Annotated in this window: 18 protein-coding genes; 10 read left to right on the top strand and 8 right to left on the bottom strand. The window is 66.4% G+C overall.

Features of this window, described 5'->3' with window-relative positions:
* Positions 1–3 precede the first annotated feature (3 nt).
* Positions 4–600 (bottom strand): TetR/AcrR family transcriptional regulator, encoded by a 597-nt coding sequence (locus AC3WS4_RS07065; RefSeq protein WP_492735445.1) that lies wholly within the window; start codon positions 598–600, stop codon positions 4–6.
* A gap of 33 nt (positions 601–633) precedes the next feature.
* On the opposite strand from AC3WS4_RS07065, the gene AC3WS4_RS07060 reads away from it, so the two are divergent.
* The 3 genes from AC3WS4_RS07060 to AC3WS4_RS07050 are packed head-to-tail and all read left to right on the top strand — an operon-like array spanning position 634 to position 4,621.
* Positions 634–1,800 (top strand): aromatic ring-hydroxylating oxygenase subunit alpha, encoded by a 1,167-nt coding sequence (locus AC3WS4_RS07060; RefSeq protein ID WP_492735447.1) that lies wholly within the window; start codon positions 634–636, stop codon positions 1,798–1,800.
* The gene (locus tag AC3WS4_RS07055; protein ID WP_492735449.1) at positions 1,797–3,017 is read left to right on the top strand and encodes an FAD-dependent oxidoreductase; all 1,221 of its coding nucleotides are present in this window, start codon (positions 1,797–1,799) and stop codon (positions 3,015–3,017) included. The genes AC3WS4_RS07060 and AC3WS4_RS07055 overlap by 4 nt, the downstream gene beginning before the upstream one ends.
* Entirely contained in the window at positions 3,014–4,621 is a 1,608-nt protein-coding gene (locus AC3WS4_RS07050; protein ID WP_492735451.1) for a phytoene desaturase family protein, read from the top strand. Before AC3WS4_RS07055 ends, AC3WS4_RS07050 begins: the two co-directional genes overlap by 4 nt.
* Here AC3WS4_RS07050 and AC3WS4_RS07045 read toward each other — a convergent pair.
* The 7 genes from AC3WS4_RS07045 to AC3WS4_RS07015 all read right to left on the bottom strand — a co-directional run bounded on the left by AC3WS4_RS07045 (position 4,580) and on the right by AC3WS4_RS07015 (position 18,264).
* A complete protein-coding gene (locus tag AC3WS4_RS07045; protein ID WP_492735453.1) occupies positions 4,580–6,568 on the bottom strand; it encodes an AAA family ATPase in 1,989 nt (662 codons plus the stop codon). The genes AC3WS4_RS07050 and AC3WS4_RS07045 overlap by 42 nt on opposite strands.
* A gap of 243 nt (positions 6,569–6,811) precedes the next feature.
* Entirely contained in the window at positions 6,812–8,086 is a 1,275-nt protein-coding gene (locus AC3WS4_RS07040; protein ID WP_492742729.1) for an APC family permease, read from the bottom strand.
* A gap of 58 nt (positions 8,087–8,144) precedes the next feature.
* Entirely contained in the window at positions 8,145–10,658 is a 2,514-nt protein-coding gene (locus AC3WS4_RS07035) for a TonB-dependent receptor (RefSeq protein WP_492735457.1), read from the bottom strand.
* Positions 10,659–10,806: 148 nt separating this feature from the next.
* Positions 10,807–12,402 (bottom strand): tetratricopeptide repeat-containing sulfotransferase family protein, encoded by a 1,596-nt coding sequence (locus AC3WS4_RS07030; protein WP_492735459.1) that lies wholly within the window; start codon positions 12,400–12,402, stop codon positions 10,807–10,809.
* 4 nt (positions 12,403–12,406) lie between these two features.
* Positions 12,407–14,017 (bottom strand): DsbA family protein, encoded by a 1,611-nt coding sequence (locus tag AC3WS4_RS07025; RefSeq protein WP_056344870.1) that lies wholly within the window; start codon positions 14,015–14,017, stop codon positions 12,407–12,409.
* A 55-nt stretch (positions 14,018–14,072) separates the two neighbouring features.
* Positions 14,073–15,476, bottom strand: coding sequence for a M48 family metalloprotease (locus tag AC3WS4_RS07020; protein ID WP_492735461.1), 1,404 nt, complete (start codon positions 15,474–15,476; stop codon positions 14,073–14,075).
* A 130-nt stretch (positions 15,477–15,606) separates the two neighbouring features.
* Complete coding sequence (locus AC3WS4_RS07015) at positions 15,607–18,264, bottom strand: Rne/Rng family ribonuclease (protein ID WP_492735463.1); 2,658 nt, start codon at positions 18,262–18,264, stop codon at positions 15,607–15,609.
* Between AC3WS4_RS07015 and AC3WS4_RS07010 the strand changes: the two genes are divergently transcribed.
* The 7 genes from AC3WS4_RS07010 (at position 18,251) to AC3WS4_RS06980 (ending at position 26,699) form a co-directional block, all read left to right on the top strand.
* Complete coding sequence (locus tag AC3WS4_RS07010) at positions 18,251–18,628, top strand: hypothetical protein (protein ID WP_492742687.1); 378 nt, start codon at positions 18,251–18,253, stop codon at positions 18,626–18,628. The two genes, AC3WS4_RS07015 and AC3WS4_RS07010, sit on opposite strands and share 14 nt — an antisense overlap.
* A 313-nt stretch (positions 18,629–18,941) precedes the next feature.
* Positions 18,942–20,156: an N-acetylmuramoyl-L-alanine amidase gene (locus AC3WS4_RS07005; protein WP_492735465.1), complete on the top strand. Its 1,215-nt coding sequence runs from the start codon at positions 18,942–18,944 to the stop codon at positions 20,154–20,156.
* A 61-nt stretch (positions 20,157–20,217) separates the two neighbouring features.
* Positions 20,218–21,669: an FAD-binding protein gene (locus AC3WS4_RS07000; RefSeq protein ID WP_492735467.1), complete on the top strand. Its 1,452-nt coding sequence runs from the start codon at positions 20,218–20,220 to the stop codon at positions 21,667–21,669.
* A 106-nt stretch (positions 21,670–21,775) separates the two neighbouring features.
* Complete coding sequence (locus AC3WS4_RS06995; protein WP_492736600.1) at positions 21,776–22,162, top strand: hypothetical protein; 387 nt, start codon at positions 21,776–21,778, stop codon at positions 22,160–22,162.
* Positions 22,163–22,256: 94 nt separating this feature from the next.
* Entirely contained in the window at positions 22,257–24,773 is a 2,517-nt protein-coding gene (locus AC3WS4_RS06990) for a penicillin-binding protein 1A (RefSeq protein WP_492735469.1), read from the top strand.
* 73 nt (positions 24,774–24,846) lie between these two features.
* Positions 24,847–25,974 carry a peptide chain release factor 2 gene (prfB, locus tag AC3WS4_RS06985; protein WP_492735471.1) on the top strand — a complete coding sequence of 376 codons (1,128 nt, stop codon included), beginning with the start codon at positions 24,847–24,849 and terminating at the stop codon, positions 25,972–25,974.
* Positions 25,974–26,699 carry a class I SAM-dependent methyltransferase gene (locus AC3WS4_RS06980; protein WP_187140051.1) on the top strand — a complete coding sequence of 242 codons (726 nt, stop codon included), beginning with the start codon at positions 25,974–25,976 and terminating at the stop codon, positions 26,697–26,699. Before prfB ends, AC3WS4_RS06980 begins: the two co-directional genes overlap by 1 nt.
* Positions 26,700–26,703: the final 4 nt, after the last annotated feature.

Here is a 26,703-nt window from a genome sequence, read left to right as displayed (position 1 = left end):
GAGTCAGACGAGCGCCGCGACCGCGCGCTCGACCATCGCCACTGCCGCCTCGGCGCCGAAGCTTTCGGCGTCGAGCGACAGTTCGAGCCATAGCCCGTCGACCATCGCGGTCAGCAAAACCGCCAGTTTTGCGGCCTCGGCCGGCGTCACGCCGCACGCGATCAGCAAGTCGCCCAGCCGTGCGCGATAACCGGCGTAACTTTCCGCGTGGATCTTCACCATCCGTGCGTCGCTGCGGGCCAGCGCCCAGAACGCCGTCCACGCCCCCAGCAGTTCGGGATCGGTCACCGGCGGGCGGAAACTCGCGGTCAGATAGGCGTTCAGCCGCGCCCGCGGATCGGGTCCCGCGCCTTCGACGGCAGCGGCAAAAATCGCGTCCATCCGGTCGCTCGTCGCGCGGTAGGTGGCGGCAACCAGATCGTCGATTCCTGCGAAATAATGCCGCAAAAGCCCGGGTGACACCCCCGCTTTCGCGCAGATCGCCCGGACGTTCGTTCCCGCCAGCCCCTGCTCGGCCAGCACCGCCGCCGTCGCCTCGATCAGGCCCGTCCGGCGGGCATCGGCGCTTTCGCGCGTAAAGGCTTGGCGAGCGGGCTGCATATTGTTATACATATGTACAACAAGGATCGACTCATGGCAACGCTGCGCGACACTTTCACCAACATCGATCCCCTCGACGGCTGGTCGCTCCCCGCCTGGACATACAGCGACCCCGACTTCCACGCCGCCGAAATTGACCGCATCTTCCGCCCGAGCTGGCAGGTCGTCTGCCACGACAGCGACATTCCAAACGTTGGCGACTGGCACAGTATCGACTATTGCGGCGAAAGCGTCATCGTCGTGCGCGGGGCCGACCGCGTTGTGCGCGCCTTCACCAACGTCTGCCGCCACCGCGGCTCGCGCCTCGTCGATGGCGCGGTGGGCTGCGCCAAAAAACTCGTCTGCCCCTACCACGCCTGGACCTACGACCTCGACGGTCGGCTGACCGGCGTACCCGACAGCGCGAGCTACCCGACACTCGACCGGAGCAAGGCGGGGCTCGTCCCCGTCGGCCTCGAACAATGGCGCGGCTTCTGGTTCGTCCGCCTGACCGACGATGGCGGTCCCTCGGTTGCATCGATGATGGCGCCCTATGAGGCACAGGTCGCACCCTATCGCTTCGAGGAACTCGGCGCGCTCGGCCGCGTCACGCTGCGCCCGCGTGATGTGAACTGGAAGAATGTCGGCGACAATTATTCGGACGGTCTCCACATCCCCGTCGCGCACCCCGGCCTCACCCGCCTGTTCGGCAAAAGCTATGGCGTCGAGGCCGAGGATAATGTCGACCGCATGTGGGGCGACCTGATCGACCGCCCGTCGGCCAACTGGTCCGAACGCATGTACCAGCGCCTGCTGCCGCCGGTCCCGCATCTGCCACAAGCGAGCCAGCGCCACTGGCTCTATTTCAAGCTCTGGCCCAATGTCGCGTTCGACATCTATCCCGACCAGGTCGATTTCATGCAATGGCTGCCGACCGGCCCGACGACCTGCCTGATCCGCGAAATCAGCTACGTTCTGCCTGACGACCGCCGCGAAATGAAGGCCGCGCGTTACCTCAACTGGCGCATCAATCGCCAGGTCAATGCCGAGGATACCGAGCTGATCACGCGGGTGCAGATGGGCATGCAGTCGAAGAGCTTCACCATGGGTCCGCTCAGCGACAAGGAAGTCTGCCTCAAGCATTTCTGCGCGCGGATGCGCGATATCATCCCCGAGGCGCGACTCGAACAGCCGCCCGCTGCAGGCTGGAGCCGCCGTTGAGCGTCGACGCGCCCGTGGTGATCGTCGGCGGCGGCCCCGCCGGCATGGTCGCGGGGTTGCTCCTCGCGCGCGCCGGGGTCCTGGTGACCGTCCTTGAGAAGCACGCCGATTTCCTCCGCGATTTCCGCGGCGACACCGTGCATCCCTCGACCCTCGAACTGTTCCACGAGATCGGCCTGCTGGAGGAACTGCTCAAGGAACCGCACGCGGTGATCGACACGATGACGCTCAACCTGCTTGGGCAGCGCTACACGATCGCGACGATGAAGCATTTGCCCGTCGCGGCGCGCTTCGTCGCGATGATGCCACAATGGGACCTGCTCGATTTCATCGCGAGACACGGGCGCAAATATCCGACCTTCGACCTGCGCATGTCGACCGAGGCGAGCGGACTCTCTTACGATGCCGCGAACCGCGTCAGCGGCGTGACGCTCGCGAGCGGCGAGACGCTGCCCGCGCGGCTCGTCATCGCCGCCGACGGACGCCGTTCGGTACTGCGCGATGCGGCCGAACTGCCGCTGGAGGATCTCGGCGCGCCGATAGACGTGCTGTGGTTCCGCGTGCCCGTGCCCGCGGGCATGGATATGTCCGAGGTCGCGCTCGGCTCGATCGACACGCGCGGCATGGTCGTCGCGATCCCGCGCGGCGATTATTGGCAATGCGCGCGGGTCATCGAAAAGGGCGGCTTCACGCCGTTCGAGGCGCGCGGCATCGCGGCCTTCCGTAACGAAATCGTTGCCATCGCCCCCGGCCTCGCCGCCGGGATCGACGCGATCCAGAGCTTCGACGATGTGAAATTGCTCTCGGTCGCGCTCGACCGGCTCACGCGCTGGTCGCGCCCCGGCCTGCTCGCGATCGGTGACGCGGCCCACGCGATGTCGCCCGTCGGCGGGGTCGGCATCAACCTTGCGGTGCAGGACGCCGTCGCAGCGGCCAATATCCTCGCCGCCCCGCTCGCCGCAGGCGCCGACCCCGATCCGCTGCTCGCCAAGGTCCAGGACCGCCGCTGGACACCCACCACGCGCATGCAGGCGATCCAGCGTTTCGCGCATCAGCGCGTCATCGAACCGATGCTGCGCGGCGAAATTACCAGCGTGCCTCTTGCGGTGCGCCTGCTCGATAAAATCCCGCTGCTGCGCCGCATCCCCGGCCGTGTCCTCGGCCTCGGCTTCGGCCGCCAGCATGTCCAATCCCCGCTTGCGAAAGACTTCCCATGACCAAAGCCTATGACGCCCTGATTATCGGCGCCGGCCACAACGGCCTCGTTTGCGCCTTCTATCTCGCGAAGGCGGGGCTCAAGGTCCGCATCGTCGAGGCGCGCGGCGTTGTCGGCGGCGCCGCGGTGACCGAGGAATTCGCGCCGGGCTTTAGGAATTCGGTCGCAAGCTACACGGTCAGTCTGCTCCAGCCCAAGGTGATCGCCGACATGAAGCTCGCCGATCATGGCTACCGCGTCATCGAGCGGCCGATCAGCAATTTCCTGCCGCAGGAGGATGGCGGTTACCTCAAGCTCGGCGGCGGACTCGAGCGCACCCAGGCCGAATTCCGCAAATTCTCGAACCACGACGCCGAGGTGCTACCGCAATATTATGACGCGCTCGAAAATGTCGCCGAACTGCTCCGCGACCTCGCGCTGCGCGTGCCGCCCAATGTCGGCGAAGGCTTCCGCACCCTGATCGACGGCGCGCGGCAGGGGCGCCGCTTCGCGGGGCTCAGCCTCGAACAGCAGCGCGACGTGCTCGACCTCTTCACCAAGTCGGCGCGCACGATGCTCGACAGCTGGTTCGAGAGCGAAGCGGTCAAGGCCGCCTTCGGCTTCGACGCGGTCGTCGGCAATTACGCCAGCCCCGACACGCCGGGCAGCGCCTATGTCCTGCTCCACCACGTCTTCGGCGAAGTGAACGGCAAGAAGGGCGCCTGGGGCCACAGCGTCGGCGGCATGGGCAAGATCACCGAGATCATGGCGAAGGTCTGCCGCGACCTTGGCGTCGAGATCAGCCTCGAAAGCCCGGTCGAGAAGGTGCTGGTCGACGGCGACAAGGCGGTCGGGGTGAAGCTCGCCGGCGGCGAGGAAATCGCCGCCGCGCGCGTCATCGCCAATGTCGGGCCGAAACTGCTCTACGAACGCCTGATGGACGCGTCCGACCTGCCGGGCGATTTCCAGCGCCGTATCCGCGGTTTCAAGGCGGGCAGCGGCACCTTCCGCATGAATGTCGCGCTGTCGGAACTCCCCAAGTTCACCTGCCTGCCCGAACCCGGCGAACATCACCAGTCGGGGATCATCCTCGCGCCGACACTCGACTATATGGACCGCGCCTTCCTCGACGCGAAACAGTTCGGCTGGTCGAAGAAGCCGATCGTCGAAATGCTGATTCCCTCGACCGTCGACGACAGTCTCGCGCCTCCCGGTCAGCATGTCGCCAGCCTCTTTTGTCAGCAGTTCGCGCCCGAGCTGCCCGATGGTCGCGACTGGGACGATGAGGAAGGCGCTGCCGCCAACGCGATCATCGATACCGTCGAGGCACATGCGCCGGGCTTCCGCGCCAGCATCGTTGGCCAGACGCGCCTCAGCCCCAAGGGCCTCGAGCGCAAATTCGGGCTGATCGGCGGCGACATCATGCACGGCAATATGACGCTCGACCAGCTGTGGGCCGCGCGCCCGGTGCTCGGCAACGGCGGCTATCGCGGCCCGGTCAGGAATCTCTACATGTGCGGCGCGGGCGCCCACCCCGGCGGCGGCGTCACCGGCGCGCCGGGGCATAATGCCGCCGAAGTGGTGCTACGCGACCGGGGTTTCTTCGCGCCGAAGTGGCGCGTCTGATCCGAACCCCATCGGCTGCGGTATCGCGGGGCGCGCGGCGCGCTCGCGCCGCAGCCGATCGACCAGCGCTGCATCGTCGATCGCGCCGGTAAAACGCATCTGCCGCGCGACGACGGCGAAGTCTCCGAGCGTCAACCCGCCGAGCCGGTCGAGCGTCGCCGGCGCTCCGCGCGCGAAGAAGTGTGCGAACGCCCGCCGCGCCCGCACCTCGTCGAGCGCGCGCATTTCGACCTTGAACACAAAGCGGCGTGCTGACGCGGGGTCGAGCTTCGCCGCATGGTTCGTTGCCGCGGCGAAGGGCAGCGAATGATCCTCCATCCAGGTCAGCAGTTCGTTGACCCGACTCACCTCCCAGCTGTGCGCCGCCCCCTGCCGGTCGGCGAGCAGCGAATCGACCTCATCGAAGAAGAGCATCGCCCCCTGCCGCCGGGCCTCGGCGAAGGCCCCCGCGATCGCTTTCTCGGTCTCGCCGACCCATTTGGACATCAGGTCCGACGCGCGCTTGATATGCAACGGCCGCCCCAGCCGCCGCGCCAGCGCCTGCACCGCCTCGGTCTTCCCCGTTCCGGGAGGCCCGGTGAGCAGCAGCGAGAAATCGGCGGGGCCGCCCTCGCACGCCAGGCTGGCGAACAGCGCCGGAAGGTCGGTGTCGGCGGCGAGCAGCATCTCGTCGAAATCACGCGGCGTGCGCGGTTCGATCGTCTCGCCGCGCATTGCGCCCAGAATGGAGCCTGCGAAGCGGCTCGCGCTGTCGGCGTCGCCCGCCAGCGCGGCCGCGCGGGCCGCGACGCGGAACAGCGATGCGGTTTCGGGCGCACGCGCGGCGAGCGCGACGAGCGCCGGATCGACCGCGACCTTTTCCTCGCTGCTGACCCGGTCGAGCATGCTCGGGCTGTGCGCGATGCTCGGAAAGTCCATGCGGATCGACAGGCTGAACCGGCGCAGGATCGCCGGATCGACATCGGCGATGCAGTTCGATGTCCAGATGACCGGGACGACATTCTCCTCGAGCAGCCGGTTGACGAACAGCTTCGACCCCGACCGGTTGCGGATGCGGCCATCCTGCTCGATTTGCGCATTGCCGAGCAGGTCTTCCATTTCGTCGAACAGCAACAGCGCACGCCCGCGCTTCTCAAGCGTCCGCAGCGCCAGACGCAGCGCGGCGACGCGGTCGAAACGACTCGGTTCGTCGCCGTCGCTGTCGGCTTCGCCCACCGCATGCAGCGGCTCGCCGAGCGACGCCGCGAGTGTCCGCGCCAGCTCGGTCTTCCACGTTCCCGGCGGGCCGTGGATCAGAATGTTGATCCCCCGCGCGCCGCCAGCCGTCGCTCCGCGCAGCAGCGCAAGCGCCAGATCGGCTTCGCGCTGCTGCGCGGGAAAGTCGGCCATCGCATGGCGCGCGGTCTGGCGGCGACCGAGCAGGCCGTCGATCAGACTGTCATGCTGCCCTGTCTTGGCGTCGAGCAGCCGCTCGAACGACCAGCACAGGCCGAACTCGACCTTGCCCTCCTTGCTCGTCCAGCGACCGACGAGGTCGAGCCGCACCACTTCGGCGGTGCGAATGGCATGCGGGGCAAGCCCAGTGAGCGTTCCGACCAAAGCCTCCATGTCGAGCGCCTCGGCCTCGACCAGCTTGACGAGGCTGCGCGTCAGCGGCCCGCGTTCCATCGCGGTGACGAGCAGCAGCAGCGCACGCTCTTCGGCGGCGAGGTCGAGCGCGTCGGCCAGCCGGTTCGCCTGCAACAGGCTTTCATCCTCGCGTGCGTCCGGGGCCGGGGTGTGAGCCCATAGCAGCGCGGCGCGCGCGATGGTCTTTTCGTCGAACCCGAGCGCGGCGGCGCGCGCGCGGGCCCAGCCGAGCAGGACCCGGCCGGTCTTGGTCTTGCCCGGATGATCCGTGGCGACGGCCCGCGCAAGCGCGCGAGCCCAATGGCTGTCGTGCAACATAAATACCTGCCTGCGGCCGGCGGACGCACGGCGCCCGACGGCTGAGTTGATGTTGGCGGGTTGGAAATTGCGGCAGCGCCCGGGCGCACCGCGTCAGGAAAAACGCGCTACGACAGCGGGCGGATGCCGCAGGGTTTCAAACCCTGGTTTGTTCGGCGGTCCGACACGTCACGTCTCCAAAAAAGCCCGAATCCGGGCCAACGGGATTTCGCCGATAAGCGATTTCCCGCTTGCAGGCAAGTTTCAGGCAGCCGCGGGCCGGGCGCGACGCATCGCGAGATATATCGGCAGCCCGGCGGCGGTCAGCCCGAGGCTCCACAGGCTGGCTTCCCAGCCGGCGCCATAAAAGGCCCAGCAGCTGTAGAGAAAACCGAGCAGCGTCAGGGCGACGAACCCCGGCGAGGCCTTGATTGCGCCGCTGCGCTCGAGCTTCAGCGCAGCGAGCGCGCCGACGATGTAGAAGATGATCGCGGTCGAGGTCGTCACCAGCACCATGAATTTGAACAATTCGGCCAGCCCGCGGGCATAGTTTGCATAGACGACGAAACTGGCGAGCGCGCTCGACACGATCTGGGTGAACCAGGGCACGGCGAAGCGGTTATCGCGCGCGAAGATCGGCGGCAACAGCCCGCGATGCGCCAGGTCGCGCGGGATTTCGCCCTGCAAGAGGACGAAGCCGTTGAGCGCGCCGAGCGCAGCGATCGCGGCGAACAGCGCGACGGCCTGCCCTGCCGAAGGGCCGACGAGCGTGCCGAAGAAGGTCGCATAGGCGGCGTTCGAGGCTTCGAGCGTTTCGAGCGGCAACAGCAATGTGACTGTCGTGCAGGACAGCAGATAAAGCAGTCCGGTCGTTGCGGCGGCGATAATCGTCGCGCGCGGGATCGTCCGCTCTGGGTCGCGCACCCGGTCGCCGACGACGCAGGCGCTTTCGAAGCCGAGCAGCGCGAACAGGGTCAGCGTCGCGGCGCTGCCGATATTGTCGAGACTCACCGGCTGGGTGCCCGCCATGGTCGGCGTCGGCGCATCGCCGGTCCCCCATAGCCACAGCGCCACCAGCACCGCGCCGACGACAGGGATCAACTTGAGGCCGAGAGTGAGCAATTGCGCCCCGCCGGCACGGCGCACGCCCATCAAATTAACGAGGGTGAAGAACCAGATGAAGCCGATCGCGATCAGCGCGGTACTCGCGCCGCCATCCGCGAGCGCCGGCACAAGGATCGACAAATTGCTGATCGCTGCGACCGCGAGCGTCGCGACGACGGTCCAGCAACTGATCCAGTAGCTCCAGGCCACGATGAAGCCGGTCCCGGGGCCGAAGGCCGCGGCGGCATAGGTGTAGGTCGCGCAGCCCGTCGGGAGCCGCTTCGCCAGCCGCGCGAAAGCGACCGCAAGGCACAGGGTCCCGGCGATCGACACGCCCCAGCCGATGACCGCGTTCCAGCCGAGCGGGGCGAGGTCGCGCGGCAGCAGGAAGACGCCCGACCCGATCATGTTTCCCATGCCGAGCGCGACGCACATCAAAAGGCCGAGCTTTTGGCCCGGCCTTTCGTCGTTGGTTTGCGTGACCGTCACCCGATCAGAACTTGGCGCCCAGCCGCGCCCCGATCGTCCGGGGCTGGTTCACCAAAATCTGCACACGGTCGTCGCACTGGCCGCAGTTCGAATAACGCGCCAGCTGCGCGCGCTCGTCGAATGCATTCTGCAGGAACAGTTCGAAACTGTACGAACTCCATTCGAAGCCGGCGGCGAAATCGACCGTCGTCGACCCCTTGACCCGGCCCAGCGCGGTCGCGGTGTCGACGCGGATGTCAGGCGTCGCGGATCCGCGATGCGCGATCACCGACTGGAAATGCATCTCCCCCGGTCCGACCGGGAACTGGTATCGCACCGTCGCATTGCCGTTGAACTTCGGCGTCACGGGCAGGCGCGTGCCTTTCTTCGCGGCGATGAACTTGTCCGGATCGGTCGGATCGTCGGTGGCACAGACATAGGTCGGATCGTCGAATGTGCACAGATTGTTGCGCGTCTTGGCGTCGGTATAGGATGCCGCCGCCGTGATGGTGAGGCCCTGAGTCGGTCGGATGTTGATATCGGCCTCGATCCCCTTGATCCGCGCGTTCGGACCATTGTGAATCTCGGTAAAGCTGTTCTCTCCCAGGAACGAGAACTGGAAGCGCTTCCAGTCCTGCATATACACCGCCGCGTTGAGCCGGACCATGCCGTCCGCCAATGTCGTCTTGATCCCCAGCTCATAATTGGTGAGGAAGTCGGCGGCATAGGGTGGAATCGTGCCGCGCCGGTTGATGCCGCCGGGACGGAAACCGCGCGACCAGGTCGCATAGGTCATCACATCCTCGCTGGGCTTCCAGGTCAGGTTCACGCGGTGCGTGAACCCCGTGTCCTTGGTACGTTTCGGTACCAGTTCGCCGCCGACGAAATCGGCGAGGTTGGTGCAGGGACCACCCGGTACCGCTGCGGGCAATAAGGTGCCGCCCGGATTGTCGCGCAGGATCGCGCCCGTCGTCGTGTAACAGCCCGCGACGCCGGTACGTGAACTGCCCGCGCCGTTGAACGGAGGGCCGTTCGGGTTGCGGCCAAATCCGAAGAAGCCGATCAGGCTGTTATCATATTTATAATAGCGGCCGCCGCCGGTCAGTGTCAGCGTTGGGGTGATATCGAAGCTCGCTTCGCCGAATGCCGCATAATCCTTGTCGACGCGCTTCTGCTCGGTCAGCCATAGCGTGCCGGGCAGGCCGTTGACCGACAAGGCGTCGGCAAGGCCGGGAACCTTATAGTCTTGGTGGATCTGGTTGCTCTGGCGCTGGTAGAACAGCCCGGCGACAACGCGGAAGCGTTCGTCCTGCGGCGACGAGACGCGCAGTTCCTGGCTCATCTTGCGGAAATGGTCGGTCCCGATGATGAACTGGCGCGGGTCGATGGTGTTGCCGGCATTGTCCGAAAAATAGAAATAATTGGCAAGACCGCCGACCGGTTCGTAGAGTGCGTCATAGGCCTCGGCATAGTCGGTGTAGTCGTTGATCTGATACGCTTTGCGGTCGAGATAGGCCCCGGCATAGGTGATGTCGAAATTGCCCAGCTTGCCCTCGATTGTCAGCGCCGCCTGGATGAATTTGTCGCTACGTTCGTCGGGGTAAAAGCGCTGGACCTGCAGGTCGCCGACACGCGGGTCCTGTGCAAAGGTGCCGCTGCTCGTCTGCTTCTGGTACAGCAGGGTCGGTGTCACCGTCCAGTTGTCGTCGAGGTCGACCTTCAGTGCGGCGCGACCGCCATAGATTTCGGCATCGTTGAAATTCTTCTTCACGAACCCGGCGTTGTTGACCGAGATGCCATCGCGGATACAGCCATCGATATCGCCGTTCCCGTCGCGGGTGGGCGTGCCGCAGAAGGTCCGCGTGCCGGGCACATTGTCGATATAGCCCGCGTCGCGCTGATACCAGCCGACCAGGCGCACCGCCGCCATCTCGCTGATCGGGGCGTTGATCATGCCCTCGATCTTGCCGCCCATGCCACCGCTCTTGACGCTGTTGAGCTCGCCGTCGACGCGGCCTTCGAAGCCGCTGGTGTCGGGTTTGTTGGTGATGATGCGGATCGTCCCGGCCTGCGACGAGGCGCCGTACAATGTGCCCTGCGGTCCCGCGAGCGATTCGATGCGCGCGATGTCATAGACATGGACGTCGAGCGTGCCGCCGATCGTCGTCACCGGCTGTTCGTCGAGATAGACGCCGACGCTGGGCAGTGAACCCGAATGGTTGCCGTCGCCGCCGCTGGCGACGCCGCGCATATAGACGGTCGTCACGCCGGGCTGGCTCGACTGGAAGGACACGCTTGGCAGCAGTTTCGAGAAATCCTCGAAATTGCCAACGTTCAGCTGGTCGAGCTTGCGGGTGCCCAGTGCCTGGATGCTGATCGGGACATTCTGGAGATTTTCTTCGCGCTTCTGCGCGGTGACAATGATTTCGTCGTCATAGCCCTTGGTGTCGGCTTCCTGCGCCAGCGCAGGCGTCGAGGAAAGCACCGCGCCCGACAGCGAAGCCAGAAGCAGCGCGCGGCGCGAAAATTGGACCCGCATAAGAGACCCCCCTAATATGTGCGATCGCCGTTGCTGCGGCGGAAAGGGAAGCTTGAACAGTTTCACGGCGTCGTCAATCACGCCGCCGCCAAACGGGGAGTGCCGACCACCGTTTCGTCGGCACTATGACAAAATTGCAACAATCGTGTCAGGCGGTGGCGGGATATTGCGTCAGCGCCGGGCCCAGCGCCTCGACGAGCGGTTCCAGCCATTCTTCCATGGCGCGCCACTGGCCGACGCCGTCGCGATTGATCGGCCGTCGCACCTGTTCCGAACTCGCGGTCCGCACCGCGCGCTCGTTGGTGTGGAAGTCGAGGCACGCCCGTTCGAACGGCACGCCGAGATAGTCCAGCAACGCGCGCACTTCGCCCTCGAGGTCGTCGATCAGCCTTTCGTGGAATACGCGGTGGATTCGCCCCGGCATGGCCCGGTCGAAATGGTCCATCAACTCGACATAGTCAGCATAATAGCGCCCCATGTCGGCGAGGTCGTAACTGAATGCCTGCCCGCGGGCAAAATGCTGCTTATAATTGGAGAAACAGCAATCCATCGGGTGGCGCCGTGCGTCGATGATTTTCGCATGAGGAAGGATCAGCCGGATGAAGCCGGTATGCAGCCAGTTGTTCGGTAGCTTGTCGATATAGAAGGGCTTGTCGCTCTTTCGCTGGACCAGCGTGTCGTGCAGATATTGCTCGCCCAGTTCGCGTGCGTCCGCCGCCGACAGCTTGGCGATGCCCCCCATACCCCGCGCCTTGGCGTAAAGCTTGGGGATGTCTGGCAATTCCATCGTGCCCTCGACCATCGAATGGCTCGACAATATCTGCTCGATCAGCGTCGATCCCGCGCGCGGCATGCCGACGATGAAGATCGGGTCGGGCGCGGCGGCGCCATGGCCGCGCTGCGCTTCGAAAAATTCGGGGGTATACAGCGACACGGCATGATCGACCGCGGCGCGCGTCTGGTCGGCGTCATAGGGCAGCAGTCTTTTGCGCAGGGCGTTGCCAGTCGCGTAATGATCGAAGGCCTCGGCCGCCTGTCCCCGGTCCTCCTGCGCCTTGCCCAGCGCGAAATGGAGATGGAAGCGGTCCTCGGCGGCGATGGCGTCGGTGTCGAGCGCGTCGCGCATCGCCGCGATGTCGTTCTCGTCGAACTTCAGCGTCTTGAGATTAGCGAGGCTCCACCACACCTCGCCGAGCGTCGGCGACAGGGCGAGCGCCTTGCGATAGGCGGTAATCGCGTCGGCCTGCCGCCCCACCGTCTTGAGCATATGCCCATAGGACATCCAGATCTTCGGCTGCTTCCCGAAGCCCTTGAGCACCTGTTCGTACAGCTCGAGCGCCTCGTCGAACTCGCCGACGCGGCCCAGCGCCGCCGCCTTCAGGTTGGCGTTGGTCAGATTGTCGGGATCGATCCTTTGCAGCTTGTCCAGCTCTTCGACCGCCTCGCCCGAACGGCCCTGGCGATGGAGGACGGTGGCGAGGTTCGAGCGCGCGGCGAGAAATTCGGGCGCGAGGTCGAGCGCACGGCGCAGCAGCGCCTCGGCATCGCGATAACGTTCGATCCGCGCCGCCAGCTCGGCGAGCATGCGGATCGCCGCGACGTCGAACGGATCGCGCTTCAGATGCGCCTTGAGCACCGGTTCGGCGTCGTGCAGCCGCCCCTCGAACAGCGCGAGCGCGGCCTCCATCAATTCGGGGTCGCGGATCGCCCGGCTGATCGAGCTATGCGCGGCGCCCGATGTCATCGCCTCAACCCTTGGTCCGCGCTTTGGTGACCGCCGCGCGCAGGCCGTCGTAACCGATCTGCCCCTGCAGCAACTGGTTGCCGACGACCCAGGTCGGGGTTGCGTTCAGCTGCAACTGGCTTGCGATGGCGAGGTTGGAGTCGAGTTCGCGCTGGAACAAAGCTTCATTTGCGGTCGCATCGGCGGTGCCGTCGGTGACGACGCCGGCCTTTTCGGCGGCCGCGAGGATCGCCCCTCGATCGAGCGACGATGCCTGGAACATCGCATGGTGGAACGCGTCATATTTGCCCTGCCGCGCGGCGGCGAGCGCCATCAGCGCAGCATCACGGCTCTGCGGCGCGATGATCGGCAGTTCGCGGAACACCACTTTCAGCCGACGATCGCTGCGAATCAACCGGTCGAGGTCGGGCAGGCTGGCGCGGCAATAGCCGCAGGCATAATCGGTGAAGACCGTGAGCGTCACGTCGCCGTCGGCATTGCCCGCCCACGCGCCGGCATAGGGTTTTTCGAGCGCCGGGCGGATCGCGTCGATCGCCTTCGCCATCTCGCGGTCGCGCTGCGCGGTCAGCGCCTCGGGAATGAGCTGCGGATTGGCCTTGATATAGTCGGCGACGACGGTCTCGACCTCGCTCTTGGACAGGCCACCGCCGAAACGGCCGCCGAGCCAAAAGGTCGCGCCGAGCAACAGCAGTCCGCCGAGCGCGATTACCCAGCCGGGCGCGGGCAGGGCGACGCCGCTCGCTCCGCCGCGCGGCGGCTGCGGGCGTTGCGGCGTCCGATCATCGGGCGCCGGCGTGGAGACCGATGGCGGCGGCGTCGCCGATGCCGCTTTGGCAGGCTTGGCCGGCGTCGTTTTGGGTGCCGCGAGTTCGATGCCCGGTTCGCTCGCGAACAGCGGCAGGTCGGGCGCGGCCGGCTTGGTCGCGGCGGTTGCGGCCGCCGCTTCCTGCGCCTCGCGTGCGAGCAATTGTTCAAGCCCCGATGGCGGCGGTCCGGCTTCGATCCGCGGCGCGGGGCGCAGTTTTGTCGCCGCCTCGCCCAGACTTTCCTTGCTCGCCTTGGCGGCCTGGCCCAGCGCTTCGCCGGCCTTGCCCGCGACATCGCCCAGCCCGCGTTGTGCGTCGCTCGACAATTTGCCGACCTTTTCGCCGAGCGCTATCTTGTCCCACGCCTTGGCGCTCGCGGCGGCGGCGGCGGCGCTGCCGCGCGCGGTTCCACGGCCGAGAGCCTTGGCAGTCCGCGCGGTGGCATCGGCTGTACGTCCGGCGAGTTTACGCGAGCGGCGCGGAATTTCCATCGCCTCGACCCGAGCGGGAACATCGGCCCTTTCGCCGACGCGGATCGTCCAGTCGGCAAAGGCGCTGCTGCCGTCGCGGATCGCCCGCCACAGCCCGTGTGCGCCGGCCTTCAGCCGCTCGCCATCGACTGCGGGTTTGCGTGGGGCGTGCGTCTCGGCCGGATAGCGCGACACGTCAAGTCCGATCGGCGGCACCTCGCGTGGCTTGGCCAAGCCACCATCGTCGCGTGCTTCGGTCGATGCGGCGCGTGCGCCATCGTCGGCGGGCGCCGGGTCACGCAGCCACGGCTGGTAATAATCATCTTTTCTATCAGTCACTTGTTGCCCTTGCGCATCGATATGGACGATGCGTCCCCGCTTCGTGCGTTCGAATCTAGCGCCGTTTGCGTTCGCGTTCCACCTCGGCGCGCGCGACCAGCGAAATATCCTGTGCACGAATCCAGTCGGGCGACCCCTCGGGCAGGCCCTGCATCGCGAGGTCGGCGTTACGCAGCGCGAGCATCGCCTGTCTACCCTCGAGCTGGTAGCGTTCCGCCGAGGCGAGCGCGGCGCGCGGCTGGTCGCCCTTGTTCGCATAGACGATGCCGAGCTGGTACCAGGCAAAGGGGTTCTGGTTGTCGAGCGCGATCGCGGTCTTCAGCACCTCTTCGGCCTCGGGGAAATTGGCCGGCTCCTCGGTCGCGATCAGGGCGTGGCCGAGCAAGGCGGCGATCAGCGGCTGCGAGCGCGAATTGGTGACCGCCTTGCGCAGCGGCGGGATCGCTTCCTTTGGGCGCCCCGATTCGAGCAGAACCTGGCCTTCGAGCTCGAGGAAATAGGGGTCCTCGGGCGCGGTGGCGAGCAGGCCTTCGACTTCGGCAAGCGCCTTTTGAGGATAGGCGCTCTTGTGCCAGGCATAGGCGCGCGCATAGCGGGCCGGCACGCTGGTGTTGCTTTCGGGATATTTGCGCAGCGTGCGTTCGGGTTCGGAAATGAAGCCCTGCAGCTTCGCCTTTATCCGCTGGAACCGTTGTTCGATCGCCGGGTCGGCGGGCTTTGCCCAAGCCGCATCGACGACATAGACTTCGCGCAGCGACTGGATGCGGTCGCCCGACATCGGGTGGGTGCGGCCATAGGCCTGGTCGTCGTCCTGCTTGACGCCATAGCGGAATTCGAGATTCTGGAGCTTCTTGAAAAAGGCCAGGCTGCCGCGTCCGCTGATCCCAGCCTTCGACAGATATTGCGCGCCGGCGGCATCGGCGGTCGATTCCTGGATACGGCTGAACGCGAGGAACTTGCCGAGCGCGGCCTGCTGTCCCGCCATCATGATCCCCATGCCGGCTTCGCCCCCGCCTGCCGCGATCGCCGCCGCGCCGAGCAACAGGCTGAGCAGCGAAATGCTCGTCGCCGCCTTGGCGCCGTCGTTGATGCGGATCGCGTGGCCGCCCATGACATGGCCCAGCTCGTGCGCAAGCACACCCTGCACCTCTTCGGCGCTGTCGGCAGCGTCGATCAGTCCCGCAAAGACATAGATGTCCTGGCTGCCCGCGACAAAGGCGTTGATGCTGCGCTCGCCGAGCAAATGGACACGCACCTGCCCCGGCTGCAGCCCCGCCGCGACGAGCAGCGGGTCCATCATGTCCTGGAGCAGCGCTTCGGTTTCGGCGTCGCGCAGGATCGACTGCGCCGCCACCGGGCGCACCGCTACCGCGAGCAAGACGACGACCGTCACCAGCAACCGAACCAGCGAACGCCAGGCATTGGCCCGATTTGCGAGCTGCGGCAGGGAAAAACTCATCGGGTGCGTCCTTGCGCCGAGCGCCTGAACCTCAACTGAAGCCATGAAGGCCTTGTGGGGTTCAGGACGCTCGGTGGCAAGGCTGCGATCGCAAGGATGCGATCAATTGCCGCCAATCGGGGTCCACCGATCAGTTGCCAAAGGTGCGCTGCCACCAGCCACGGCGGGGTTCGCCGTCGGGGGCTTCGTCGCTGCCAGCGGGGACGGGTTCGCCGTCCTGCGCCGCGACCTCGGTCGATGCGGTCGCGGCCTCTTCGGCTGCGGCGGCCGCTGCGGCCTTGGTCTTGCGCGGCGCGCGCTTCTTGGGCGCGGGCTTGGCGGGTTCGCCCTCGGCTTCGGCTGCGGCGACGGTTTCGGTCGTTTCCTCGGCGACGGCTTCGGCGGGTGCGGGCGCTTCGGCCGCTGCTGCGGCTTCGGCCTCTTCGGCGGCGATCTGCGCCTTGGTCCGGCGCGGCTTGCGCTTCGGTTTTTCAGCGACGGGCGCTTCCTCGATCACCGGCTCGGCGGCGACTTCGGCCTCGATCGGGGCTTCGGCTTCTGCGGCCTCGGCCTCTTCGGCTCCCTCATCACGCGGCTTGCGGCCACGACCGCCGCGGCGGCGGCGCGGCTTGGCTGCGGTTTCGCCTTCGGCCTCGACGGGAACTTCGGCGACCGCTTCGGTCACCGCGTCGCCGGCGTCGTCATCCTCGGGCGCGTCGCCTTCGCGGTCTTCGCCTTCGGCGCCTTCACCGATCTCATTGCCCTCATCGTCACGGCGGCCACGGCGGCCACGACGGCGACGGCGACGGCGCTTGCGGCCTTCGCCATCGGTGTCGGCGTCGCCTTCTTCGCGTTCGCGGCGGGCGGGGCGCTCGGTCTTTTCCGCCTCGGCTTCCGCCTCGGCCTCTTCTTCCTCGTCGAAATATTCCTCGTCGTCGTCATCGTCCTCGATCGGGGCGATCGGGGCGAAGCTACGGCGCGCGACTGGCGGCGGGCCGCCTACCTCGATTGCCATGCGCGCGCCCTCGGTCTCGCCGTCGGGCAGGATTTCGACGCTGACGCCGTACAGGTCCTCGATCTCGCGCAGTTCGCGGCGCTTTTCGTTGAGCAGGTAGAAGGTCGCTTCCTGGCTCGCGCGCAGGATGATCTTGCTCCCCTTGCCGCGTGCGGCTTCCTCTTCGATCATGCGCAGCGCGCTGAGGCCCGCCGACGACGCGGTGCGGACGAGGCCGGTGCCTTCGCAATGCGGGCAGGGGCGGGTCGAGGCCTCGAGCACGCCGGTGCGCAGGCGCTGGCGGCTCATCTCCATCAGCCCAAAGCCTGAGATGCGGCCGATCTGGATGCGCGCGCGGTCGTTCTTCAGCGCGTCCTTCATCGCGCGCTCGACCTTGCGGACGTTCGAACCATGATCCATGTCGATGAAGTCGATCACGATCAGCCCGGCCATGTCGCGCAGACGCAGCTGGCGCGCGATCTCGTGCGCGGCTTCCAAATTGGTGCTGACCGCGGTCTGCTCGATATTATGCTCGCGCGTCGACCGGCCCGAGTTGATGTCGATCGACACCAACGCCTCGGTCGGGTTGATCACGAGGTAACCGCCCGATTTCAACTGGACGACGGGATTGAGCATCCCGGCGAGCTGGTCCTCGACGCCATAGCGCTGATAGAGCGATACCGGGTCGGCATATTGCTGCACGCGGCGCGCGTGGCTCGGCATCAGCAATTTCATGAACTGCTTGGCGGCACGATACCCGTCCTCGCCCTCGACGAGTACTTCCTCGATATCCTTGTGATAGATGTCGCGGATCGCGCGCTTGACCAGGTCGCTGTCCGAATGGATCAGCGCCGGCGCGCTGGACCCCAGGGTCTTTTCCCGAATCTCGTCCCAGACGCGCGCCAGATAGTCGAAGTCGCGCTTGATCTCGACCTTGGTGCGGCTCATCCCGGCGGTGCGCACGATGCAGCCCATCGTCGGCGGCAGGTTAAGCTCGTCGACCATGGCTTTGAGTTTGCGGCGGTCGGCGCCATTCGAAATCTTGCGGCTGATCCCGCCGCCGTGCATCGTGTTCGGCATCAGCACGCAATAGCGGCCGGCGAGCGATAGATAGGTGGTGAGGGCAGCGCCCTTGTTGCCGCGTTCTTCCTTGACGACCTGGACCAGCATCACCTGACGGCGGCGGATGACGTCCTGGATCTTGTAGCGGCGACGCAGCGACATGCGGCTTTCGCCGTCCTCGTCCTCGTCGCGGCGGCGGCCGCGGCCCCGGCCGCCCTTGCGACCGTCGCGCCCGCGCCCACGGCCCTTGCGGTCGCCGCGGCCGTCTTTGTTTTCTTCGGCGCCCTCTTCGGCCTCGCCCTCGGCGTCGCCATTTTCGTCATCGCCTTCGTCGCCGTCATGGTCTTCGCCGACGGTTTCGGGGGCCGGGGCATCGCCATTTTCGTCGTCATGATATTCGACGTCGGCGACATCGCCTTCCAGCTCGTCGAGGTCTTCCTCGGCGCGCATCGCGGCCTCGGCGGCATGCTCAGCCTCTTCGCGGAGCAGCGCTTCGCGATCTTCCTTCGGAATCTGGTAATAGTCGGGGTGGATTTCGCTGAACGCGAGGAAACCGTGGCGATTGCCGCCATATTCGACGAACGCCGCCTGCAGCGACGGTTCGACACGGGTTACCTTGGCCAGATAGATATTGCCCTTGAGCTGCTTGTGCTCGGCGGACTCGAAATCAAACTCCTCGATGCGGTTTCCCTTGGTGACGGCGACACGGGTTTCTTCCCGGTGCCGCGCGTCGATCAACATGCGCGTGGTCATTATTATCACTCCAGGCGCGCCGCGGCGCGCCAACAAAAAAGGCCGCGGCCATCCGTACGGGATGACTGCGGTCAAAAGGGTTCAATGGAAAAAAGACGTTATTGCCTTGTGCGGCCCGCGTCCGGTCGTGGACGCGCATGCGGTCTTCCGCCCGAGCGACGGCAAGCGCGAAAGCGCCTGCGTCGCGGGTGAAAGAGGGCATGGCAAGCCTCATGCGGCATCAACCTGTTTAGCGGATGACCGGCCAGCGCGAATCGACCAGCGGCTGATCTTCCTTCGCTGCCCGGGCATCCGGGTGGGCCGACGGCAGGTTGCCAGGCCTGGATTGTCGGGCACCGGGGGAGAGCCGCCGTCCGGTCCGTGATCCGGTACCGATTGGGCGCGTTCCCCGCATAAGGCCCGACGGGTCAGGCAATGACACCGTCAGCGTTCGGGGTGCTAGCATCGGCGTCATCGAACGGCAACAGCCAAGCACCGGAAAAATATGGGCATGGTAAAGCCCGCGGCAAGGCGTGCCGTCAGCCCGATCATGCTAAACCGCTGGTTAACCCTGCCCTTTCACCCTGACTTGACGCGCCATCCCTAATGACCGGTTCATCGTGATGACCCGCAGGTGGCCTTGGATGCTTTCAGATAAATACTGGACCAATCGTCCTGCCCGGCGGCATAATCGCCCCATGCTTCTCGCGTCGCTCTTCCTCTCGTCGCTGATGGCCACGCCGGCGGTGCTGGCGGGCAATATCGGCGCGATCGAGATCACGGGCGGCGAGGTGACGGTACGTTTCGACGATTTTGTCGCCAGCGCGTCGACTTTGCTGCTCGCGGGTCCCGACCGCATTGCGCTCGACATCGCGGGTGCGCAGGCGGGGCGTTCGCCGCAGGGGGCGGGGTTCGTGCGCACCGTCCGCCAGGGCCAGCAAGGCCCCGACACCGCGCGCGTCGTGCTCGACCTCGACCGGCCGGCCCTCGTCTCGAACGCGCGCTTCGCCGCCGACGGGCGCAGTCTCTCGTTCCAGCTGAGTCCTGTCTCGGCGGACGAGTTCCAGCGCGCTTCGCGCGCGCCCCGCGTCCGGCTTCAGCCGCCGGCGCAGTTCCGCGCCAAACCGCCCGAAAAACGCTATTCGGTGACCGTGCCGATCGGCAAGGCGAAGCCCGCGGTTGCGCTACCGAAGATTGAGGGACCGAACAATCTGCGCCTGCCGCTCGTCGTCATCGACGCGGGGCATGGCGGGCACGATCCGGGCGCGATCAGCCCGCACAGCGGCAAGCGCGAAAAGGACATCACTCTCGGCATCGCGCGCGCGATCCGCGACGACCTGATCGCCTCGGGCCGCGTTCGCGTCGCGCTCACCCGTTCGGACGACCGCTATCTGGTGCTCGAGGAACGTTATGGCATCGCGCGTCGACTGAAGGCCGACCTGTTCATTTCGGTCCATGCCGACGCCGCCGAAAACCAGCAGGCGAGCGGCGCGTCGATCTACACCCTCTCCGAAGTCGCCTCCGACCGCGAAGCGGCGCGGCTCGCGGCGCGCGAGAACAAGGCGAACATCATCAACGGCGTCGATCTTGGCGCGCACAGCAGCGACGTGTCGTCGATCCTGCTGGACCTGACGCAGCGTGAGACGATGAACGTCGCGTCGGACTTCGCCCGCCTGCTCCAACGCGAGGCGTCGGACGACGTCAAGTTTCGCACCACCGCGCATCGCTTCGCGTCGTTCGTCGTGCTGAAGGCGCCCGACACGCCGTCGGTCCTGTTCGAAACCGGCTTCATCTCGAACGAGGGCGACGCCGAATTCCTCGGCTCGGCGGCGGGCCAGAAAAAGGTCGCGCGCGGCGTCCGCGACGCGGTGCAGGTCCACTTCGCGCGGCAGATCGCGTCACTGCTCCCGTAAATTTCATTTGACCATCATCCCCCGCCCCGACAGCTTCGCCGCAAGCTGAGGGGAGAGAAATATGGGCTGGAGCAACTGGTCGGGCAGCGTCGCCGGGCCCGTCGCGGTCACCCGCCCGCAAAGCGAGGACGAACTCGCAAGTCTTGACCGCACCGCCACGAAGGTCCGCGCCACCGGCGCCGGCCACAGCTTCATGCCGCTCTGCGCAAGCGACGGACTGATCCTCAATCTCGATGCGCTCCCGGGCCGGATCACCATCGCCCCCGACCGCCAGACCGCGCGCATCCCCGCCGGCTGGAGTATCAAGCGGCTGACCGCCGCGCTGTGGGACGAGGGTCTCGCGCTCGCCAACCAGGGCGACGTCAATCCGCAGTCGCTCGCGGGCGCGATGGCGACCGGCACCCACGGCACCGGGGTCGATCTCGGCAATCTGTCGACGATGGCGCGCGGTTTCCGCCTGATCGGCGCCGACGGCGAAGCGCGCTGGTGCGATGCCGGCGCCGACGCCGACCTGTTCCAAGCGCAGCGCCTGTCGCTCGGGATGTTCGGCATCGCGACCGAAATCGAGGCCGCCGTCGTCCCCGCCTTCCACTTGGCCGAACGCATCGAGAAGCGTCGCTGGGACGAGGTGCGCGAAAGCTATGACGACCTCGCGGCGCAGCACCGTCATATCGAGTTCTGGTTCTTCCCTCACGCCGACCATGTGATCCTCAAGACGCTTGACCCCTGCGATCCCTGCGACCCGCCGCCGCGCACCACCGACATGGAGGAGACCGCATTCCGCCGCGTGCTCGATGTGGCGGCGCGCGTGCCTTTCCTCACCCCTTGGCTCCAGCGCGGGATGATGAAGACCGGCTTCGAGGCCCGCCGTCGCGGCCCGGCGCACAGTATCTTCCCGTCGGACCGCGCGCTCCGCTTCGAGGAGATGGAATATGAAATGCCACGCGCCGCCGGGCTCGACGCGCTCGACCGCAATATCGCCGCGATGGCCAGCCTGGCTGCGTCGCATGGCGTCGGCCTCCGTCCCCACGCCAAGACGCACAAAAGCGTCGATATCGCCAAGCGCCAGCTCGCAGCGGGCGCGGCCGGCGTCTGCTGCGCCAAGATCGGCGAGGCCGAGGTGCTCGCCGCGGGCGGCATTACGGGCCTGTTCATCACCTCGCCCGTCGCGGCACCGCGCGCGATCGAACGGCTCGCGGCACTGGCGAAGAGCGCGACGGGGCTGATGGCGGTCGTCGATCACCCCGCCGTCGCGGGCCGGATCGATGCGGCGCTCGCTACCAGGCTCGATGTCGTCATCGACATCGACCCCGGCATCGCGCGCACCGGCGTCGCTTCGCCCCAGGGCAGCGGTGGCGCTCGCCGAAGCGATCGCGGCCCTCCCGAACCTGCGCTACCGCGGCGTCCAATATTACTGCGGGTCCCAGCAGCATATCGAAGGCTTTGCCGACCGCCGCGCCGCGATCGAGGAGCGCACCGCTTACCTGCGAACCGTCATCGCCACGCTGGCTGACGCTGGCTTCGCGCCCGAAATCGTCACCGGATCGGGCACGGGGACCCATCGCATCGACCTCGATCGTGCGATCTTCACCGAATTGCAGGCCGGCAGCTATGTCTTCATGGACAAGCAATATCTCGACTGCGACCTCACCGGCGACGGCGCCGTCCCCTTCAAAACGTCGCTGGGTGTCGACGCCCGCGTCGTCAGCGCCAATCATCCGGGACTCGTCACCATCGACGCCGGTTATAAAGCCTTGTCCACTGACAGCGGTGTTGCGGTGGTCCGGCGCGGCGCGGCGGAAACCGCTTTTTTCGCCTTCATGGGCGATGAACATGCCGCGCTGATCGCACCCGGCATCGGCGAAGCGCTTGCGCCCGGCGCTCCGGTCACGCTCACCGTGCCGCACTGCGATCCTACGGTGAATCTCTACGACCATTATCATGTCGTCGAGAACGAGACTCTGGTCGCGACCTGGCCGGTGAGCGCAAGGGGCAGGGCGCGGTGACATGACCGGCCCTACCGCGGGTCGGCCGGGTAACATGCACCCCACCGCAACCATACTTCCCTTTCGCCCGGACACGCTTTAGAGGCTGCTCACGATGGTCGCCGACAGTCCGCCCAATTTCCGCCTGCGCCTGCGCCGCGACAGCAATGCCGTTTTCGGCTGGTTTCGTACCATGTGGGCGCGCCGCTGGTTCCGCTGGCTCGGCTATCTGGCGTGTGTCGGCCTGCTCGGGCTCTTCCTCATCTGGCTGATTTTCGCGCGCGACCTGCCCTCGGTCGACCAGCTGCGCGATTACGAACCCCCGCTGCCGACGATGGTCCGCGATGCCGAAGGCGCGCCGGTGCACAGCTATGCCCGCGAACGCCGCGTCCAACTCGACTATAGCGAATATCCGCAGCTTCTCGTGCGCGCCTTTCTCGCCGCCGAGGACCGGACCTTCTTCAGCCATGGCGGCATCGACTATCCGGGCATCGCTACCGCGATCGTCACCAACATGACGAACAGCGGTCGGCCGGTCGGCGCTTCGACGATCACTCAGCAGGTCGCCAAGAACCTGCTCTTGAGCAACGAGCTCAGCTATCGGCGCAAGATTCGCGAACTGATCCTCGCGCGCCGCATCGAGGGTGCGCTGAGCAAGGAACAGATTCTCGAACTCTATCTCAATGAAATCCCGCTCGGCCGCCGCAGCTTTGGTGTCCAGGCGGCGGCGCGCGCCTATTTCGACAAGGATGTCGATCAGCTCGCGCTCCACGAAATGGCCTTCCTCGCCATTCTGCCCAAGGCGCCCGAAAAATACGGCCGGTCGCGCTTCGCCGCCGAGGGGCTGGCGCGGCGCAATTTCGTGCTCGGCGAAATGTTCCGCAACGAATGGATTACCGCCGCGCAGCGCGACGCCGCGCGCGCGATGCCGCTGGGTCTCAGCGAAACGGGCAACCGTGCGATCGCGCAGGTCGGCGGCTATTATATGGAAGAAACCCGGCGTCAGTTGATGGCCCAATTCGGCGAGACCGCCGAGGATGGGCCGCACAGCGTCTATGCCGGCGGCCTCTGGGTGCGCACCGCCTATAACGGCAAGATGCAGGCGGCGGCGACCAGCGCGCTGCGCAAGGGCCTGATTCGCTACGACGCGGGCAAGGGCTGGTCGGGACCGATCGCGACGATCGAGGCCGACGACCAGTGGCAAAGCCGCCTCGCCTCCAGCTTCATTGGCATCGATTACGACGGCTGGCGCATCGCCGCGGTGCTCTCGAAAAGCGCTGCCGCAGCACGCATCGGTTTCGCCGACGGCACGACGGGCACCCTGCCGGCGGGCGCTGCGGCCCTCGGTTATCGCAAGACCGGCGGCAGCGCCTTCTCGGCGATGCGCCCAGGCGACATGATCGCGGTCAAGGCAACGGGCAATGGCGTCTACGGCCTGCGCAACATTCCCGAAGTATCGGGCGGGATGATCGTCGAAAGCCCGCATTCGGGCCGCATCTATGCGATGCAGGGCGGCTTCGACGTCCGCCTTTCGCCGTTCAACCGCGCGACGCAGGCCGAACGCCAGCCGGGCTCGACGATCAAGCCCTTCGTCTACGCCGCCGCGCTCGACAATGGCATGACCCCTGCGACGATGATCGTCGATGGGTCTTTTTGTGTCTATCAGGGCGCGCGCTTCGGCAACAAATGCTTCCGCAACTTCGGCGGCGCGGGTGGTTCGGGCGAGCATACGATGCGCTGGGGCCTCGAACAGTCGCGTAACCTGATGACGGTGCGCACCGCGAGCCAGGTCGGTATGGAACCGATCGTGGACACGATCCGCACCATGGGTATCGGCGAGCACGAACCCTATCTCTCGACCGCGCTCGGCGCCGGCTCGACGACGGTCGAAAAGATCACCAACGCCTATGCGATGCTCGCCAACCACGGTCGCGAACTCAAGCCGCGCGTGATCGACTATGTCCAGGACCGCCGCGGCAAGGTGATCTTCCCCACCAATTGGAAGGCGTGCGAGGGCTGCAACAAAAAGGACTGGGACGGCCGTCCGATGCCGCGCTTCGCCAAGTCGGGCAAGCAGCTGATGGATCCGCTTACCGCCTATCAGGTCGTCCATATGCTCGAAGGCGTCGTCCAGCGCGGCACCGCGGTGCGCCTGCGCGACCTCGGCGTGCCCCTGTTCGGCAAGACCGGCACGACCTCTGGCCCCAAGGACGTTTGGTTCGTCGGCGGGTCGCCCGACGTCATCGCCGGCGTCTATATCGGCTACGACCAGCCGCGCGACATGGGCGGCTATGCCCAGGGCGGTAGCCTCGCCGCGCCGATCTTCAAGGATTTCGCGCTCGTCGCGCTCGACGACCGCCAACCGATCCCCTTCACCGCGCCCAGGGGCATCCGCATGGTGCGCATCGACCGCCAGTCGGGCCGCCGCGTATATGGCAGCTGGCCGGGCACTGACCCCAAGGCGTCGATCATCTGGGAGGCTTTCAAGCCTGAAAGCGAACCGCGGCGGACGATCCGCGAAGAGGAAATCAAGCCTGCCAAGGCCGCCAAGCGACAGGATGCGCCGGTCAGCGAGGGCAGGGGCGGGCGCAGCGACAGTGACTTCCTGGAGGATCGCGGCGGCATCATCTGACGCGCCGCGCCTTCTTCCCCTTCGGCTCGACAGGCCGTAAGGGCGTGACCAACATATTTTCAGGAGCAAGGACATGCGCGCCGAAGCGCAGGATCATATCGACAAGATCGGCGCCGCCTTGGCGTTGCTGCGCCGCTTTCTCGACTGGGATCGCGCGGTGCGGCGGCTCGACGAGCTCAACGCCAAGGTCGAGGACCCGACCTTGTGGAACGATTCGCGTGCCGCGCAGGACGTGATGCGCGAACGCCGCCGCCTCGACGAGGCGATCACCGCGACGCGCGCGATCGAGACCGAATGCGCCGACACCGCCGAACTGATCGAACTCGCCGAAATGGAGGGCGATGAGGCGATGGTCGACGAGGCGGTCGCGAGCCTTGCGACGCTCGCCGCGCGCGCCGAGGAAGACAAGATTCGGGCACTACTCGCGGGCGAAGCCGACGCCAACGACGCCTATATCGAGGTTCACGCCGGCGCCGGCGGCACCGAGAGCCAGGACTGGGCCGAAATGCTCCAGCGCATGTACAGCCGCTGGGCCGAAAAGCGCGGGTTCAAGGTCGAACTCGTCGAATATCAGGCGGGCGAACAGGCCGGCATCAAATCGGCGACGATGCTGGTCAAGGGCGAGAATGCCTATGGCTATTCGAAGACCGAAAGCGGCGTCCACCGCCTCGTCCGCATCTCGCCCTACGACAGCTCGGCGCGGCGCCACACCAGTTTCTCGTCGGTGTGGGTCTATCCGGTGATCGACGACAATATCGACATCGAGATCAACGAGGGCGACCTCAAGATCGACACCTATCGCGCTTCGGGTGCGGGCGGCCAGCACGTCAACACCACCGACTCTGCGGTGCGCATCACCCACATCCCGACCGGTATCGTCGTCGCGTCGCAGAACGACCGTTCGCAGCACAAGAACCGCGCGACCGCGATGGGCATGCTCAAGGCGCGCATGTACGAGGCCGAACTGCAGAAGCGCGAAGCCGCGGCGTCCGGCGAATATCAAGCCAAGACCGAAATCGGCTGGGGCCACCAGATCCGCTCTTACGTCCTCCAGCCCTATCAGCTGGTGAAGGACCTCCGCACCGGCGTCACATCGACCGCCCCCGGCGACGTGCTCGACGGCGCGCTCGACCCGTTCATGGCCGCCGCCCTGTCGCAGAAGGTGACCGGCGAAAAGGTCGAGGTCGAGGATATCGATTGATGATCCGCGGCGCCGCCCTGCTCGCCGCGCTGGTGGTGCTGCCGCTGCTCGGCAGCTGCGACGCGCCGTGGGAGGGCGATAGCGACCGCACCGAGACCGCCCGCGACTTCCCGCCCGCCGACCGCCCGGTCGCGCCGACCGTTTCGACCAAATGGTCGACTGAAGAGGCACGCGACCGGCTCAACGAGGCTGAGGATGTGATGGATTCGGCCGACGTTCGTCCCGGCATGACCGTCGCCGACATCGGCGCCGGCGACGGCTATTACACCGTCCGCCTCGCCCAGCGCGTCGGTGCCGGCGGGCGCGTGCTGGCGCAGGACATCATGCCCGAGGTGATCGAGCGCCTCGCCGATCGTATCGCGCGCGAACGGCTCGAAAATGTCTCGATCAAGCTCGGCGCGGTCGACGATCCGCGCCTCCCCGCCGCCAGCTTCGACCGCGTCTTCATGGTCCATATGTATCACGAGATCGGCGAGCCCTACGCCTTCCTCTGGCGGCTGCGCCCGGCGCTGCGTGCGGGCGGACAGGTGCTCGTCGTCGATGGCGACCGCCCGATCGCCGACCATGGCACGCCGTTCCGCCTGCTCGTCTGCGAATTCGAGGCGGTGGGTTACAAGCTGCTGTCCTACGACGACAAGCAGCATGCAGGCGGCTATCTCGCCCGCTTCGTCCCCGACGGCAAGCGGCCAGCGCCCGAAGATATCAAGGTGTGCGAGAATCCGTGACGAC

Source organism: Sphingopyxis sp. EU05-FHT14B03 (genome assembly GCF_058790875.1).
Note: the sequence above shows the minus strand (reverse complement) of the source record. Positions and strands in the feature narration are given on the sequence as shown.